The organism is Streptomyces sp. NPDC014623, from assembly GCF_043088245.1.
Taxonomy (GTDB): domain Bacteria; phylum Actinomycetota; class Actinomycetes; order Streptomycetales; family Streptomycetaceae; genus Streptomyces.
The window spans coordinates 394,259-408,960 of record NZ_JBIBZU010000001.1 but is presented as its reverse complement, the minus strand read 5'-3'; the positions used below and the strand labels follow the sequence as shown (position 1 = coordinate 408,960).

At 68.2% G+C, this 14,702-nt stretch carries 24 protein-coding genes; 21 read left to right on the top strand and 3 right to left on the bottom strand.

The genetic code is table 11. From position 1 onward, the window contains the following. Positions 1-28 precede the first annotated feature (28 nt). From ACF1FZ_RS01970 to ACF1FZ_RS01960, 3 genes are all read right to left on the bottom strand, one after another. Positions 29-2,032 carry a PIG-L family deacetylase gene (locus ACF1FZ_RS01970; RefSeq protein ID WP_391771796.1) on the bottom strand — a complete coding sequence of 668 codons (2,004 nt, stop codon included), beginning with the start codon at positions 2,030-2,032 and terminating at the stop codon, positions 29-31. Positions 2,033-2,623: 591 nt separating this feature from the next. Next, positions 2,624-3,202, bottom strand: coding sequence for a hypothetical protein (locus ACF1FZ_RS01965; RefSeq protein ID WP_391771408.1), 579 nt, complete (start codon positions 3,200-3,202; stop codon positions 2,624-2,626). 326 nt (positions 3,203-3,528) lie between these two features. Beyond that, positions 3,529-4,098, bottom strand: a complete 570-nt coding sequence (locus ACF1FZ_RS01960; protein WP_391771407.1) for a hypothetical protein — start codon at positions 4,096-4,098, stop codon at positions 3,529-3,531. 821 nt (positions 4,099-4,919) lie between these two features. Between ACF1FZ_RS01960 and rpsJ the strand changes: the two genes are divergently transcribed. The 21 genes from rpsJ to rplO all read left to right on the top strand — a co-directional run bounded on the left by rpsJ (position 4,920) and on the right by rplO (position 14,589). Further along, complete coding sequence (rpsJ, locus tag ACF1FZ_RS01955; protein WP_003948644.1) at positions 4,920-5,228, top strand: 30S ribosomal protein S10; 309 nt, start codon at positions 4,920-4,922, stop codon at positions 5,226-5,228. A gap of 13 nt (positions 5,229-5,241) precedes the next feature. Continuing rightward, positions 5,242-5,886, top strand: a complete 645-nt coding sequence (gene rplC, locus ACF1FZ_RS01950) for a 50S ribosomal protein L3 (RefSeq protein WP_014047781.1) — start codon at positions 5,242-5,244, stop codon at positions 5,884-5,886. Between the two features lie 4 nt (positions 5,887-5,890). Next, positions 5,891-6,541 carry a 50S ribosomal protein L4 gene (rplD, locus tag ACF1FZ_RS01945; RefSeq protein ID WP_014154590.1) on the top strand — a complete coding sequence of 217 codons (651 nt, stop codon included), beginning with the start codon at positions 5,891-5,893 and terminating at the stop codon, positions 6,539-6,541. Further along, positions 6,541-6,864 carry a 50S ribosomal protein L23 gene (gene rplW, locus ACF1FZ_RS01940; RefSeq protein WP_014154589.1) on the top strand — a complete coding sequence of 108 codons (324 nt, stop codon included), beginning with the start codon at positions 6,541-6,543 and terminating at the stop codon, positions 6,862-6,864. Before rplD ends, rplW begins: the two co-directional genes overlap by 1 nt. Before the next feature lie 38 nt (positions 6,865-6,902). Continuing rightward, positions 6,903-7,739 carry a 50S ribosomal protein L2 gene (gene rplB, locus ACF1FZ_RS01935; protein WP_147959073.1) on the top strand — a complete coding sequence of 279 codons (837 nt, stop codon included), beginning with the start codon at positions 6,903-6,905 and terminating at the stop codon, positions 7,737-7,739. Positions 7,740-7,751: 12 nt separating this feature from the next. Beyond that, positions 7,752-8,033 (top strand): 30S ribosomal protein S19, encoded by a 282-nt coding sequence (gene rpsS / locus ACF1FZ_RS01930; protein WP_358675084.1) that lies wholly within the window; start codon positions 7,752-7,754, stop codon positions 8,031-8,033. A 42-nt stretch (positions 8,034-8,075) separates the two neighbouring features. Continuing rightward, entirely contained in the window at positions 8,076-8,423 is a 348-nt protein-coding gene (gene rplV / locus ACF1FZ_RS01925) for a 50S ribosomal protein L22 (RefSeq protein WP_056552397.1), read from the top strand. Next, a complete protein-coding gene (rpsC, locus tag ACF1FZ_RS01920; RefSeq protein ID WP_014047784.1) occupies positions 8,423-9,259 on the top strand; it encodes a 30S ribosomal protein S3 in 837 nt (278 codons plus the stop codon). The genes rplV and rpsC overlap by 1 nt, the downstream gene beginning before the upstream one ends. Positions 9,260-9,264: 5 nt before the next feature. Next, the gene (gene rplP, locus ACF1FZ_RS01915) at positions 9,265-9,684 is read left to right on the top strand and encodes a 50S ribosomal protein L16 (protein ID WP_003966953.1); all 420 of its coding nucleotides are present in this window, start codon (positions 9,265-9,267) and stop codon (positions 9,682-9,684) included. Then, a complete protein-coding gene (gene rpmC / locus ACF1FZ_RS01910; protein ID WP_014047786.1) occupies positions 9,684-9,908 on the top strand; it encodes a 50S ribosomal protein L29 in 225 nt (74 codons plus the stop codon). Before rplP ends, rpmC begins: the two co-directional genes overlap by 1 nt. Further along, the gene (gene rpsQ / locus ACF1FZ_RS01905) at positions 9,908-10,192 is read left to right on the top strand and encodes a 30S ribosomal protein S17 (protein ID WP_391771406.1); all 285 of its coding nucleotides are present in this window, start codon (positions 9,908-9,910) and stop codon (positions 10,190-10,192) included. Before rpmC ends, rpsQ begins: the two co-directional genes overlap by 1 nt. 100 nt (positions 10,193-10,292) lie before the next feature. Continuing rightward, positions 10,293-10,661, top strand: a complete 369-nt coding sequence (rplN, locus tag ACF1FZ_RS01900) for a 50S ribosomal protein L14 (protein ID WP_203181991.1) — start codon at positions 10,293-10,295, stop codon at positions 10,659-10,661. 2 nt (positions 10,662-10,663) lie between these two features. Next, entirely contained in the window at positions 10,664-10,987 is a 324-nt protein-coding gene (gene rplX, locus ACF1FZ_RS01895) for a 50S ribosomal protein L24 (protein WP_014047788.1), read from the top strand. After that, positions 10,987-11,544 carry a 50S ribosomal protein L5 gene (gene rplE / locus ACF1FZ_RS01890; RefSeq protein ID WP_391771405.1) on the top strand — a complete coding sequence of 186 codons (558 nt, stop codon included), beginning with the start codon at positions 10,987-10,989 and terminating at the stop codon, positions 11,542-11,544. The genes rplX and rplE overlap by 1 nt, the downstream gene beginning before the upstream one ends. A gap of 2 nt (positions 11,545-11,546) precedes the next feature. Continuing rightward, positions 11,547-11,732 (top strand): type Z 30S ribosomal protein S14, encoded by a 186-nt coding sequence (locus tag ACF1FZ_RS01885; protein ID WP_003948630.1) that lies wholly within the window; start codon positions 11,547-11,549, stop codon positions 11,730-11,732. Between the two features lie 222 nt (positions 11,733-11,954). After that, positions 11,955-12,353, top strand: a complete 399-nt coding sequence (gene rpsH / locus ACF1FZ_RS01880; RefSeq protein WP_028439249.1) for a 30S ribosomal protein S8 — start codon at positions 11,955-11,957, stop codon at positions 12,351-12,353. Between the two features lie 21 nt (positions 12,354-12,374). After that, positions 12,375-12,914 (top strand): 50S ribosomal protein L6, encoded by a 540-nt coding sequence (gene rplF, locus ACF1FZ_RS01875; protein WP_033297606.1) that lies wholly within the window; start codon positions 12,375-12,377, stop codon positions 12,912-12,914. Between the two features lie 2 nt (positions 12,915-12,916). Next, positions 12,917-13,300: a 50S ribosomal protein L18 gene (gene rplR, locus ACF1FZ_RS01870; protein WP_033297607.1), complete on the top strand. Its 384-nt coding sequence runs from the start codon at positions 12,917-12,919 to the stop codon at positions 13,298-13,300. 47 nt (positions 13,301-13,347) lie between these two features. Then, positions 13,348-13,950: a 30S ribosomal protein S5 gene (gene rpsE, locus ACF1FZ_RS01865; RefSeq protein WP_014047793.1), complete on the top strand. Its 603-nt coding sequence runs from the start codon at positions 13,348-13,350 to the stop codon at positions 13,948-13,950. Beyond that, complete coding sequence (rpmD, locus tag ACF1FZ_RS01860) at positions 13,950-14,132, top strand: 50S ribosomal protein L30 (protein ID WP_003966943.1); 183 nt, start codon at positions 13,950-13,952, stop codon at positions 14,130-14,132. Before rpsE ends, rpmD begins: the two co-directional genes overlap by 1 nt. A gap of 1 nt (position 14,133) precedes the next feature. After that, on the top strand, positions 14,134-14,589 hold the full coding sequence (gene rplO, locus ACF1FZ_RS01855) for a 50S ribosomal protein L15 (protein ID WP_014047794.1): 456 nt from the start codon (positions 14,134-14,136) through the stop codon (positions 14,587-14,589). The last annotated feature ends 113 nt before the right edge of the window (positions 14,590-14,702 follow it).

Below are 14,702 nucleotides of genomic sequence, written 5' to 3'. Positions count from 1 at the left end.
TCCGAGCGGCCCGGTCCGGGCCGCGCCTCTACCGGGGCCGCCAGATCCAGGGCGTCGCGTCCGGACCCAGACCGGCGACCGTGGGCCGGCCGTCCGGGCCCACGTGGAGGGACGCCCCGTCCAAGGCGACCGGACCGTCGGTGCGTATGTGCAGCCCGTCGCCCGTGAGCACCTGGACGAGGCCGTCCGCGGTGCGGCCGAGCAGCACCGGCCCCCGCGGCGACGGGGCGGCGGCCACCGGCCCGTACCCCTCGAACCGGGCTCCGGGCACGGGCGTCCCGGCCCGGGCGGTGATCAGCCCGCTCTCGGCCGCCGCCCGGTAGTGGAGTGTGAGCGACCCGTCGGGCGCCGGGAGGGCGGCGGGCGCGTGTGCCGGTACGGGCGCCGCCGTGAGCTGTGCGCGGGCGGAGAGTCCGGCGCCCGGGAAGTCCTGGGCCCAGTGGTGTACCGCGTGGTGGCCGGCACCGAAGACATGGACGCGTCCACCCCCGTCCACGGCGGTGCGCAGGCCGTCCTGTACCTCTCCGCCGCCCATGTCCCGCCAGGCGCCCCACCGCCCCGACCCGTCCCGGACCCGGGTGCTGAGGCCCTTCCGCGCGTTGCGTACGAAGAGATGCATCTGCCCGCCCGGCGCCGCGACGGCCACCGGCACGCCGATGCGGCGGCCCTCGTCGCGCCCCGGGGAGGGGGTGCCGAGGCCGCGCCAGGGGAGGAAACCGCCGCCCGGGGCACTCTGCTCCAGCACCACGATCTCGCGCTCGTTGTCGGCGCCGTGTCCGCCGAGCGCGGCGAAGCGCAGCCCGAACAGCAGCAGTCGCCCGTCCTGGGAGGCGGCCGAGCCGAGCACCGGGGCGAGCGGCCCGCCACCGAGGTCGTGCGGCGGGCCCCAGACGCCGCTGTCCCTCCCGGTCTCCTGCCACCGCACCACCCGCAGGCCCAGTACGGCGTAGGCCGCCAGCCGGCCGTCCGGCTCGGCGGCAAGAGCCGTGCGCGTGCCCGGATAGCGGTGGTGGGTGGAGCGGACCCAGCCCTTGCGGTTGGTGAGAGGACGGCCGCCGCCGACGTTGTAGTCACCGCAGCCGGACGGGTTGCCGCAGTCCCACTCGGGTGAGCCCCCGTAGGGGACGAGGTGGGAGGCCTTCGCCGCCAGCACCCGTGGCGGCAGGTTCTTCGGCCAGTGCCGGTTGTAGTACCCGCGGTAGGCGACAGCCACGAACCCCGGCACCTGACCCCCGCCCGCGGTCGCACGGGCCGCCCGGCGGAACATCGCCGCCCAGGCGAAGCAGGCCGCGGCCGTGTGGTCGGCGTGGTCGGAGTAGCCGCGCTGCTCGCTGTCCTTGCGGCGGACGGCCTCCGTGCTGTGCTGGATGTCCGGGTCGGGGTCCAGGGTGTGGACGACGGTGGGCCGGTAGCTCTCCATCAGCCCGGTGAGGACCCCGATGAGCCCGTCGTACGTGTACGAGCCGGCGCGCCGCAGCGGTGATCCGTCGGCGACGACCGTACGCAGCACGAGTCTGCGGTCCTGCCAGAGGCTCGGCAGCCCGAGCCGGTGCCGGCCGGTGTGCATGGCTGTGTTGAGGAAGACCAGCTCGACCCGGCGTCCGCCGGCGGTCAGTACGTTCACCTCGGCCCTGCGGTCCGCGCCGAGATCGGCGACGGAGATCTCCCAGGGGGTGAACGGCTCCAGTCCGAGCAGGGCGGCGTACGCCTGCCGGAGCCCCTGGTGGCGTGCGGAGGAGTACGCGGCCTTGTCCGGCACCGGGCGGGCGCGGCCGGGGATCTTGTTGACGCCGTCGGCCTCACCGGCCGTGAGATAGACGCAGACCAGGGGCGTTCCCGCGTCGAGGGCGAGCCGGGTGTCGGGATTCATGAAGTACAGGTCGTCGTCCGGGTGGGCGAGTACCTGCATCAGCAGTGCCCGCCGCGCGGTGCTGACGGGCCGGCCGGGCGCGGGATCCGGCGCGGGGTCCGTACGCCGGGGCGCCGGGACCGAACAGGCGCTGAGCGCGGCACCCGCGGCGGCCGTGATCATGACGGTGCGCCGGCGCACACCGTTTCCGGGCAGGGCAGGTCCATTCGTCACGCCACGCACTCCGTCCGCGTCCCCCCGCAGCGGACGGGTGGAGGCCCGGAGCTGCGTGCTGTCGGTCAGCGCAGGTCAGGGCCTTGTGCCTGCTCCTGCGGGGGAATAGACGGGGATCCGGGTCCTGACGTTGCCCCGGCGGCCGGGTGAACGCGGGCTGCGAGGAACGGCGCACGACCGTCACGTGATCATCACGGTTTACGTCGCGTCCTTGTCCGAGTGCAGCGCCGCAGCGTGAAGTGGAGGCGCCGGAGCTGTGCGGGGGAGTGGAACGGAACAATGAGCGCTGACATGCCACAAGGCGGGCCGGCCGAGCACCCGGACGAGGGGGCTCCTTCTCCGGCGGACAGTGGGCGGAGCTCGCCCCCGGGCGACAGCCCGGGCCCCCGTCGCGCCGGGCCGGATGTGGACCCCTACGACCGTGGTGAACGGCAGCCCGACGGGTCCTGCGGCACCGTCACCCGTACGTGAGGTGAGCCGGGAAGGTCCCCGGCCCGCCGCTCGGCGGCGGGCCGGGGACCTGTCTCAGCCGGCTGGGGGTCAGTGGCCGAGGTGCGGCATGTTCACCTGGGACGCCGCCCGCTGGAGCATGCCCACCTTCTGCTGGAGCGGCCGCTGCTGCTCGCCGTGCAACGCGTTGAGCACCACCACGGTGCCGGTGAGGGCGGGGACCGCCCACTGCATGGCCGTCAGGTGCTTCCGGGCCTTGTGCAGGTCCACGGGGTGACGGGCGGCCTTGTCGAGGTCCTCGGGGGCATCGGAACTCGCGAGTTCCACCTTCTTGCCCAGAACCCGGCTGTAGGCCGTGGCAGCCAGTGCGGCACCGGTCAGTACGGCTTTCGCCACAGTCGAGGCCGCGACCCCCTGCTGGGTGTGGACCCGGGTGGCGTTGGCGGACAGCAGCCCGGTGCCTCCCATGAGGTGCAGCCCGATCGCCAGGGCGTTCACCGGCGTCCACTTCGCCCAGCCGTCACTGGCGATCCTGGCCGTGTCCGTCTCGCTCGCGCCGCGGTTCATGGCTGCGCCGTTCAGTCCCACAGCGCCCATCAGCGAGCCGCCGAACCAGGCAGCCAGGCCGAGATCATGGATGCTGCGGACGAAGGTGTTGCGTTCCGACATCGTCGCTCCTCTGCATGGGGAGGACCTGCAGGTGCCCACAGGTCTTCTCTCACGCTCGACGGGATGGGGCCCGTCCACCACAGGTGTGGCGCATCCGGGCGACAGCCGGTGGTGCGGCTGTCCGGCGGCCGAGTGACGGGCGCCCCGGCATTCGTGCCGGTGGCCGGGGCGCCGGGAGCGGAGGGCCCGGTCGCTGAGGTCACGGCTCCGGAACGGGAGGAGGAGGGCCGGGCCGGGGCATGCGGGTGCGGGGGCGGGGGCGTGGGCGCTCGGCAGCGGGCTCAGGCACGGCCCTGGACGGTGCTCGTGGACACGGCCGGATCCCGTCAGGCCTCGGTGAAGAGCTCCTCGGCCGTGGCCGCGGTGAGTGCGTGGCCGAGCCAGTCGTCGAGCGTCTCCACGTCGACGCAGCCGAGGATGCGGCTGCGGACGCCGTCCCGGACGGTGATCCCGCGCCGCTCCAGAATGGTGAGCACCGCCTCCGCCTTGCCTTCCGCCTTGCCCTCGGCGCGCAGCCGCTGCGAGGACGCGGAGCGGAAGAAAGAGAGGTCGAGGGCCGTGAGATCCCTCCAGATCTGAGCGGCCGGGGTGTCGCCCAGCCCGAGTTCGGTGAGCTCGCCGAAGAGGGTCGCGGTCTCTTCGTCGACGGTCTTCGACGCGGTGGCCAGCGCTCCCAGGACGGCAGCCGCATTCGGATCCTTACCATGTGTGATCGCCGAGAAGGCGGCGAGCGGGACATCGCGCGCCGCCACCGACGGATCGGTCACGGCCGGGACGTTGTGCGGACCCAGTGCCAGAGGCCGGACGGTCAGCGAGGGCCACTCGGGCGGTCCGATGCGGATGGGCCGCCCGGCCCACCGTGCCGTCGACTCGTCCTGGCAGACGACGAGCAGCACGGGATCGATGCCGTACCTCGCGTGGAGGTGGGCGAGGTGATAGGTCCGGCTGCTGGGTTTGGCCGGGTCCTTCTTCCCCTGGGACCCGACGGCCGGCAGGTAGGGCCTGCCGTCGGCGGTCTCGACCCGCAGCAGGGTGTCGAGACGGCGTTCCAGCGCTGGGTCTCGGTGAGGTCCGTGGTGGGCGCCGGCACCTCGACCGTGTCGGGGAACGGGATGCCCGGCGTCCTGAACGTCCGCGTGAAGATGCCCGGGTCTTCCTGAAGATCAGGTGTATCGCTTCGTGCGATGGGTTGACCATGACCCGGACACTGGAACCGGCATTTCTCCCGGCATATGCCGAAAGGAGTGGTTTCATCTCATCTGTGGACAGATCGAACCAGCGCACGATTTTGCCGCGCGTGAAGCGGGGTGCCCCCCGGAAGGCGCCCGCGTTTGATCCGTCCCTCGCAGGGGGTAAGATCCTCGGCCCGATTGGCCAGGCCTGCGAGGCGTGTGGCACACTAGCCAGGTTGCTCGGTTGAGTGTCAATGCTGCGCGCCTCCCGCCGGGAGGACCGGAAGCGAGTCCCACAGTACTCGTCGACCCCCAGGGTCGGACGTACGGGAATCTTCCGGGAAGTGTCAGTGGGGCGCTGACCAGGCACCCGGTGGGGTTTCGCCCCCGGCAGCGCGGTTTCGGCCCGCACCCCCTTGGTTGGGAAATCCTTCGGGAGATCTACGTAGAGGGGATGCGACACGCCCGACCGCGTGGGTCGGAGGCGGAGTTAAGAGAACTCCCGGGTTCCAGAGCGTTATTGAGAGACAGGACTACTAGTAGCCATGGCGGGACAGAAGATCCGCATCCGGCTCAAGGCCTACGACCACGAGGTCATCGACTCCTCGGCGAAGAAGATCGTCGAGACGGTGACCCGCACTGGTGCGTCGGTCGCGGGCCCGGTGCCGCTGCCCACTGAGAAGAACGTGTACTGCGTCATCAAGTCGCCGCACAAGTACAAGGACTCGCGCGAGCACTTCGAGATGCGCACGCACAAGCGCCTCATCGACATCCTCGACCCCACGCCGAAGACGGTTGACTCGCTCATGCGTCTCGACCTGCCGGCGGGCGTCGACATCGAGATCAAGCTCTGAGGTGACGCGCGAGATGGCTAAGAACATTAAGGGCGTCCTGGGCGAGAAGCTCGGCATGACCCAGGTCTGGGACGAGAACAACCGGGTCGTCCCGGTGACCGTCGTCAAGGCCGGGCCCTGTGTCGTCACCCAGGTCCGCACCAACGACAGCGACGGCTACGAGTCGGTCCAGATCGCCTTCGGCGAGATCGACCCGCGCAAGGTGAACAAGCCCCTCAAGGGCCACTTCGCCAAGGCCGACGTGACCCCGCGCCGCCACCTGGTGGAGCTCCGCACCCCTGACGCCAGCGAGTACACGCTGGGCCAGGAGGTCACTGCCGAGGTGTTCGAGTCCGGCGTCAAGGTCGACGTCACGGGCAAGAGCAAGGGCAAGGGCTTCGCCGGTGTCATGAAGCGTCACAACTTCAAGGGCCTCGGCGCCGGCCACGGCGTCCAGCGCAAGCACCGTTCCCCCGGTTCGATCGGTGGCTGCGCCACCCCTGGGCGTGTCTTCAAGGGCATGCGCATGGCCGGTCGGATGGGTAACGAGCGCGTCACCACCCAGAACCTGACCATCCACGCGGTTGACGCGGAGAAGGGTCTGCTGCTCATCAAGGGCGCGGTCCCCGGTCCGAACGGCGGCCTCGTCCTGGTCCGTACCGCGGCCAAGGGGGCTTGAGGTAATGAGCACCATTGACATCCTTTCGCCGGCAGGCGACAAGGCCGGTACCGTCGAGCTCCCCGCGGAGATCTTCGACGCGAAGACCAGCGTTCCGCTGATCCACCAGGTCGTCGTCGCACAGCTGGCAGCTGCCCGTCAGGGCACGCACAAGACCAAGACCCGCGGCGAAGTCCGTGGTGGTGGGCGCAAGCCGTACCGCCAGAAGGGCACCGGCCGCGCGCGCCAGGGTTCGACCCGTGCGCCGCAGTTCGCCGGCGGTGGCGTCGTCCACGGCCCGCAGCCGCGTGACTACTCGCAGCGCACCCCGAAGAAGATGAAGGCCGCCGCCCTGCGCGGTGCCCTCTCGGACCGGGCGCGTCACTCCCGCATCCACGTCGTCACCGGCGTGGTCGAGGGTGGGATCTCCACCAAGGCCGCCAAGACGCTGTTCGGCAAGATCTCGGAGCGCAGCAACCTGCTCCTGGTCGTCGAGCGTGCCGACGAGGCCGCGTGGCTGTCCGCGCGCAACCTGCCCCAGGTGCACATCCTGGAGCCGGGCCAGCTGAACACGTACGACGTGATCGTCTCTGACGACGTGGTCTTCACCCAGGCCGCTTTCGAGTCCTTCGTGTCTGGCCCCCAGACCGCTGAGACCGAAGGGAGCGCCGCCTGATGAGTGAGGCGACCGTTACCAGCAAGACCTACTCGGACCCGCGCGACGTTCTCGTCAAGCCGGTCGTGTCCGAGAAGAGCTACGCGCTGCTCGACGAGAACAAGTACACGTTCATCGTCGCGCCCGGCTCCAACAAGACCCAGATCAAGCAGGCCGTGGAAGCGGTCTTCTCGGTCAAGGTCACCGGGGTCAACACGATCAACCGGCAGGGTAAGCGCAAGCGCACCAAGACCGGTTTCGGCAAGCGCGCCGACACGAAGCGCGCCATCGTGACCCTCGCCGAGGGCGACCGTATCGACATCTTCGGCGGCCCGACCTCCTAGTGAGGCCGAGTCGTCCGGAATCGGACGAGGACTGAGAAATGGGTATCCGCAAGTACAAGCCGACGACCCCGGGCCGTCGTGGCTCCAGCGTCGCCGACTTTGTCGAGATCACGCGGTCCACGCCGGAGAAGTCGCTGGTCCGCCCCCTGCACAGCAAGGGCGGCCGTAACAACGCCGGTCGTGTGACCGTTCGCCACCAGGGTGGTGGCCACAAGCGCGCCTACCGCGTGATCGACTTCCGTCGTCACGACAAGGACGGCGTGCCGGCCAAGGTCGCGCACATCGAGTACGACCCGAACCGCACCGCGCGCATCGCGCTGCTGCACTACGCGGACGGCGAGAAGCGCTACATCGTCGCCCCCCGTGGCCTGTCGCAGGGTGACCGCGTCGAGAACGGTCCGGGCGCCGACATCAAGCCGGGCAACAACCTGGCGCTGCGCAACATCCCGGTCGGTACGACCATCCACGCCATCGAGATCCGCCCCGGCGGCGGCGCGAAGTTCGCCCGTTCCGCGGGTGCCTCCGTGCAGCTGCTGGCGAAGGAGGGCACGATGGCCCACCTTCGTATGCCGTCCGGTGAGATCCGGCTGGTCGACGCCCGCTGCCGCGCCACGATCGGTGAGGTCGGCAACGCCGAGCAGTCGAACATCAACTGGGGCAAGGCCGGCCGTATGCGCTGGAAGGGCGTCCGCCCGACCGTCCGCGGTGTCGCGATGAACCCGGTTGACCACCCGCACGGTGGTGGTGAGGGCAAGACCTCCGGTGGACGTCACCCGGTCTCGCCGTGGGGTCAGAAGGAGGGTCGTACTCGCTCGCCGAAGAAGGCATCGAGCAAGTACATCGTCCGCCGCCGCAAGACGAACAAGAAGCGCTAGGAGCGGGTTTAGATGCCGCGCAGTCTCAAGAAGGGGCCCTTCGTCGACGGCCACCTCATCAAGAAGGTGGAAGTACAGAACGAGGCAGGCACCAAGAACGTCATCAAGACCTGGTCCCGTCGCTCGATGATCACCCCGGCGATGCTGGGTCACACCATCGCGGTGCACAACGGCAAGATCCACGTCCCGGTGTTCGTCACCGAGTCGATGGTCGGCCACAAGCTCGGCGAGTTCTCGCCGACTCGCACCTTCCGCGGCCACGTCAAGGACGACCGGAAGTCGAAGCGCCGCTAACGCGGGGTGGAAACGACTATGACTCACACCGAAGGGACAACCATGGAAGCCAGGGCCCAGGCGCGGTACATCCGCGTCACGCCCATGAAGGCCCGCCGCGTGGTGGACCTCATCCGTGGCATGGATGCCACGGAGGCTCAGGCGGTCCTGCGTTTCGCCCCGCAGGCCGCGAGCGTGCCGGTTGGCAAGGTGCTGGACAGCGCCATCGCCAACGCTGCACACAACTACGACCACACCGACGCCTCTTCGCTGGTCATCAGCGAGGCGTTCGTGGACGAGGGCCCGACCCTGAAGCGGTTCCGCCCGCGTGCTCAGGGCCGTGCCTACCGGATCCGTAAGCGGACCAGCCACATCACCGTGGTCGTCAGCAGCAAGGAAGGAACCCGGTAATGGGCCAGAAGGTAAACCCGCACGGGTTCCGGCTCGGCATCACCACGGACTTCAAGTCCCGTTGGTACGCCGACAAGCTGTACAAGGACTACGTCAAGGAAGACGTCGCCATTCGTCGCATGATGACGAAGGGCATGGAGCGGGCCGGCATCTCCAAGGTGGAGATCGAGCGCACCCGCGACCGCGTCCGCGTCGACATCCACACCGCCCGCCCGGGCATCGTCATCGGCCGCCGTGGCGCCGAGGCCGACCGCATCCGTGGCGAGCTGGAGAAGCTGACCGGCAAGCAGGTCCAGCTGAACATCCTCGAGGTCAAGAACCCCGAGGTGGACGCTCAGCTGGTGGCCCAGGCCGTCGCCGAGCAGCTCTCCTCCCGCGTCTCCTTCCGTCGTGCCATGCGTAAGAGCATGCAGAGCACGATGAAGGCCGGCGCCAAGGGCATCAAGATCCAGTGCGGTGGCCGCCTCGGCGGCGCCGAGATGTCCCGCTCGGAGTTCTACCGCGAGGGCCGCGTGCCCCTGCACACCCTCCGTGCGAACGTCGACTACGGCTTCTTCGAGGCCAAGACGACCTTCGGCCGCATCGGCGTGAAGGTCTGGATCTACAAGGGCGACGTCAAGAACATCGCCGAGGTTCGCGCCGAGAACGCAGCGGCTCGCGCCGGCAACCGTCCGGCCCGGGGCGGCGCTGACCGCCCGGCCGGCCGTGGTGGCCGTGGTGGCGAGCGCGGCGGTCGCGGCCGCAAGCCGCAGCAGTCCGCGCCGGCAGCGGAGGCCCCCAAGGCCGACGCTCCCGCCGCCGCTGCTCCGGCTGAGAGCACCGGAACGGAGGCCTGACCGAAATGCTGATCCCCCGTAGGGTCAAGCACCGCAAGCAGCACCACCCGAAGCGCAGCGGTATGTCCAAGGGTGGCACGCAGGTTGCGTTCGGCGAGTACGGCATCCAGGCGCTGACCCCGGCGTATGTGACGAACCGTCAGATCGAGTCCGCTCGTATCGCGATGACCCGTCACATCAAGCGTGGCGGCAAGGTCTGGATCAACATCTACCCGGACCGTCCCCTGACGAAGAAGCCGGCCGAGACCCGCATGGGTTCCGGTAAGGGTTCTCCCGAGTGGTGGATCGCGAACGTCAAGCCCGGTCGGGTGATGTTCGAGCTGTCCTACCCGAACGAGAAGATTGCTCGTGAGGCGCTCACCCGCGCTGCTCACAAGCTTCCGATGAAGTGCCGGATCGTTCGGCGCGAGGCAGGTGAGTCGTGATGTCGGCCGGTACCAAGGCGTCCGAGCTGCGCGAGCTGGGCAACGAGGAGCTCCTCAACAAGCTCCGCGAGGCCAAGGAAGAGCTGTTCAACCTCCGCTTCCAGGCGGCGACGGGCCAGCTCGAGAACCACGGTCGGCTCAAGTCCGTCCGTAAGGACATCGCCCGGATCTACACCCTGATGCGTGAGCGCGAGCTGGGCATCGAGACGGTGGAGAGCGTCTGATGAGCGAGAGCACTGTGACTGAGACCAAGACCGCCCGCGGCTTCCGTAAGACCCGTGAGGGTCTGGTCGTCAGCGACAAGATGGACAAGACCGTCGTCGTCGCTGTCGAGGACCGCGTCAAGCACGCGCTGTACGGCAAGGTCATCCGCCGTACGAACAAGCTCAAGGCCCACGACGAGCAGAACGCCGCAGGCGTCGGCGACCGCGTCCTCATCATGGAGACGCGTCCGCTGTCTGCGACGAAGCGCTGGCGCATCGTCGAGATCCTCGAGAAGGCCAAGTAATCCCTGAGGGGGTCTCCCCTCAGGCCAGTTCCGCCAGGCTCGGCAGGGGCTCCCGCAACGGGGTCCCTGCCGGGAACCGGCAGACGATCAGGAGATAGACGTGATCCAGCAGGAGTCGCGACTGCGTGTCGCCGACAACACGGGTGCGAAGGAAATTCTCACCATCCGTGTTCTCGGTGGCTCGGGTCGCCGCTACGCGGGCATCGGTGACGTCATCGTCGCCACCGTCAAGGACGCGATCCCCGGTGGCAACGTGAAGAAGGGTGACGTCGTCAAGGCCGTCATCGTTCGCACCGTCAAGGAGCGTCGCCGTCCGGATGGCTCGTACATCCGTTTCGACGAGAACGCCGCCGTCATCCTCAAGGGCGACGGCGACCCCCGCGGCACCCGTATCTTCGGCCCCGTGGGCCGAGAGCTGCGCGAGAAGAAGTTCATGAAGATCATCTCGCTCGCGCCGGAGGTGCTGTAAGCATGAAGATCAAGAAGGGCGACCTGGTCCAGGTCATCACCGGTAAGGACAAGGGCAAGCAGGGCAAGGTCATCGTTGCCTTCCCCGCTCAGGACCGTGTCCTCGTCGAGGGTGTCAACCGGGTCAAGAAGCACACCAAGGCCGGCCAGACGGCTCGCGGCTCGCAGACCGGTGGCATTGTCACCACCGAGGCCCCGATTCACGTCAGCAACGTGCAGCTGGTCGTGGAGAAGGACGGCAACAAGGTCGTCACCCGCGTCGGCTACCGCTTTGACGACGAGGGCAAGAAGATCCGTGTTGCCAAGCGGACCGGTGAGGACATCTGATGACTGCCACCACTGCGCCGCGTCTCAAGACGCGCTACCGCGAGGAAATCACCGGCAAGCTGCGTGAGGAGTTCTCGTACGAGAACGTCATGCAGATCCCCGGTCTGGTCAAGATCGTGGTCAACATGGGTGTGGGCGACGCCGCCCGCGACTCCAAGCTGATCGACGGTGCCGTCAAGGACCTCACCACGATCACGGGCCAGAAGCCGGCCGTCACCAAGGCCCGCAAGTCGATCGCGCAGTTCAAGCTGCGCGAGGGGCAGCCGATCGGCTGCCACGTCACCCTCCGTGGTGACCGCATGTGGGAGTTCCTGGACCGTACGCTGTCGCTCGCGCTTCCGCGTATCCGTGACTTCCGTGGCCTGTCGCCGAAGCAGTTCGACGGCCGTGGCAACTACACCTTCGGTCTCACGGAGCAGGTCATGTTCCACGAGATCGACCAGGACAAGATCGACCGGGTCCGGGGCATGGACATCACCGTGGTCACCACGGCGACCAACGACGACGAGGGTCGTGCCCTGCTTCGTCACCTCGGCTTCCCGTTCAAGGAGAACTGACCGTGGCGAAGAAGGCTCTGATCGCTAAGGCCGCCCGTAAGCCGAAGTTCGGCGTGCGCGGGTACACCCGCTGCCAGCGCTGCGGCCGGCCCCACTCCGTCTACCGCAAGTTCGGCCTGTGCCGCGTGTGCCTTCGTGAGATGGCCCACCGTGGTGAGCTGCCGGGCGTGACCAAGAGCTCCTGGTAATTCTCCTTCGCCCTTCGGGCGTCGGAGGACCAGAAAGCTCTCGGTAAGTATCCGGTCGGCAGGAGCCCCGCTCTTCATGCCGTAGGCTTGAAGGGTTGGGCGCCTGCCGCCCTGACCGACTTACTACGCCGTAGGTCCCCGCACCGCACCCGTCCCGCCACTGAGTGGGGAGAGGGATGGCGCATACAGGAAACCCCGGCGAGAGAGGCCGAAGGCCAACTCATGACCATGACTGATCCCATCGCAGACATGCTCACGCGTCTGCGTAACGCGAACTCGGCGTATCACGACGATGTCGCGATGCCGCACAGCAAGATCAAGTCGCACATCGCGGAGATCCTCCAGCAGGAGGGCTTCATCACCGGCTGGAAGGTCGAGGACGCAGAGGTCGGTAAGAACCTCGTCCTCGAGCTGAAGTTCGGGCCGAACCGCGAGCGTTCGATTGCCGGCATCAAGCGCATCTCGAAGCCGGGTCTGCGTGTATACGCAAAGTCCACCAATCTGCCGAAGGTTCTCGGCGGCCTGGGCGTGGCGATCATCTCCACGTCCCACGGTCTCCTGACCGGCCAGCAGGCCAGCAAGAAGGGCGTAGGTGGGGAAGTCCTCGCCTACGTCTGGTAGTCGGGAACGGAGGAATAGCTCATGTCGCGAATCGGCAAGCTCCCCATCCAGGTTCCCGCCGGTGTGGACGTCACCATCGATGGCCGCACGGTCGCGGTGAAGGGCCCCAAGGGTTCCCTCTCGCACACCGTCGCAGCGCCGATCGAGGTCACCAAGGGTGAGGACGGCGTGCTCAACGTCGTCCGCCCGAACGACGAGCGTCAGAACAAGGCCCTCCACGGCCTGTCCCGCACGCTGGTGGCGAACATGATCACCGGCGTGACCACGGGATACAGCAAGGCGCTCGAGATCAGCGGTGTCGGTTACCGCGTCCAGGCGAAGGGCTCCAACCTGGAGTTCGCCCTGGGCTACAGCCACCCGATCCTCATCGAGGCTCCGGAAGGCATCACCTTCAAGGTCGAGTCGCCCACGAAGCTCAGCGTCGAGGGCATCGACAAGCAGAAGGTCGGCGAGGTAGCCGCCAACATCCGCAAGCTGCGGAAGCCCGACCCGTACAAGGCCAAGGGCGTCAAGTACGCGGGCGAGGTCATCCGCCGCAAGGTCGGAAAGGCTGGTAAGTAGCCATGGCATACGGTGTGAAGATCGCCAAGGGCGACGCGTACAAGCGTGCCGCTCTCAAGCGGCGCCACATCCGCGTCCGCAAGCACATCTCCGGTTCGCCGGAGCGCCCCCGCTTGGTCGTGACGCGTTCCAACCGCCACATCGTCGCCCAGGTCATCGACGACATCGCGGGCCACACGCTCGCGTCGGCGTCGACCCTGGACACGTCGATCCGTGGTGCGGAGGGTGACAAGAGCGCCCAGGCCAAGCAGGTCGGCGCCCTGGTCGCCGAGCGTGCCAAGGCCGCAGGCGTCGAGGCCGTCGTGTTTGACCGCGGTGGTAACCAGTACGCCGGGCGGATTGCCGCTCTGGCTGACGCCGCCCGTGAAGCCGGGCTGAAGTTCTAAGCCCCGGTTCCAACGCACAGCGGACGTAACAGAGAGAGGTAAATCCAATGGCTGGACCCCAGCGCCGCGGAAGCGGTGCCGGTGGCGGCGAGCGGCGGGACCGGAAGGGCCGTGACGGTGGCGCAGCCGCCGAGAAGACCGCGTACGTCGAGCGCGTCGTCGCGATCAACCGCGTCGCCAAGGTAGTGAAGGGTGGTCGTCGCTTCAGCTTCACCGCGCTGGTCGTGGTGGGCGATGGTGACGGCACCGTCGGTGTCGGATACGGCAAGGCCAAGGAAGTTCCCGCGGCCATCGCCAAGGGCGTCGAAGAGGCCAAGAAGAGCTTCTTCAAGGTCCCGCGTATCCAGGGCACCATCCCTCACCCGATCCAGGGCGAGAAGGCTGCGGGCGTCGTCCTGCTCAAGCCTGCTTCCCCCGGTACCGGTGTGATCGCGGGTGGCCCGGTGCGTGCCGTTCTGGAGTGCGCCGGCGTCCACGACATCCTGTCGAAGTCGCTCGGTTCTTCGAACCCGATCAACATCGTGCACGCGACCGTGGCGGCCCTTCAGGGCCTGCAGCGTCCCGAGGAGATCGCGGCTCGCCGTGGTCTGCCCCTCGAGGACGTCGCCCCCGCGGCTCTGCTCCGTGCGCGTGCGGGAGCGGGTGCGTAATGGCTCGCCTCAAGATCACGCAGACGAAGTCGTACATCGGCAGCAAGCAGAACCACCGCGACACCCTGCGTTCGCTCGGGCTCAAGCGCCTGAACGACTCGGTTGTCAAGGAGGACCGCCCCGAGTTCCGCGGAATGGTGCACACCGTCCGCCACCTCGTGACGGTTGAGGAGGTTGACTGACATGGCGGAGAACAGCCCGCTGAAGGCCCACAACCTCCGGCCTGCCCCGGGCGCCAAGACCGCCAAGACCCGTGTGGGTCGTGGTGAGGCGTCCAAGGGTAAGACCGCAGGCCGTGGTACCAAGGGTACGAAGGCTCGTTACCAGGTTCCGGAGCGCTTCGAGGGTGGCCAGATGCCCCTCCACATGCGTCTCCCGAAGCTCAAGGGCTTCAAGAACCCGTTCCGCACGGAGTACCAGGTCGTGAACCTGGACAAGCTCGCGACGCTCTACCCCGAGGGTGGAGAGGTCACGGTGGCCGACCTGGTCGCCAAGGGCGCTGTGCGCAACAACCACCTCGTCAAGGTCCTCGGACAGGGCGAGATCTCCGTGGCGCTGCAGGTTTCGGTTGACGCCGTCTCCGGCTCCGCCAAGGAGAAGATCGCCGCTGCCGGCGGCACCGTCACCGAACTCGTCTGAGACAACTCGGACAGGACAGTGGCCTGAACACCCGACCGGGGATGCCTCTCATTTGGGGCATCCCCGGTTGGTCGTTCCTAGGGGGCATGTACGCCGGTAAGGTGGCGTGCACT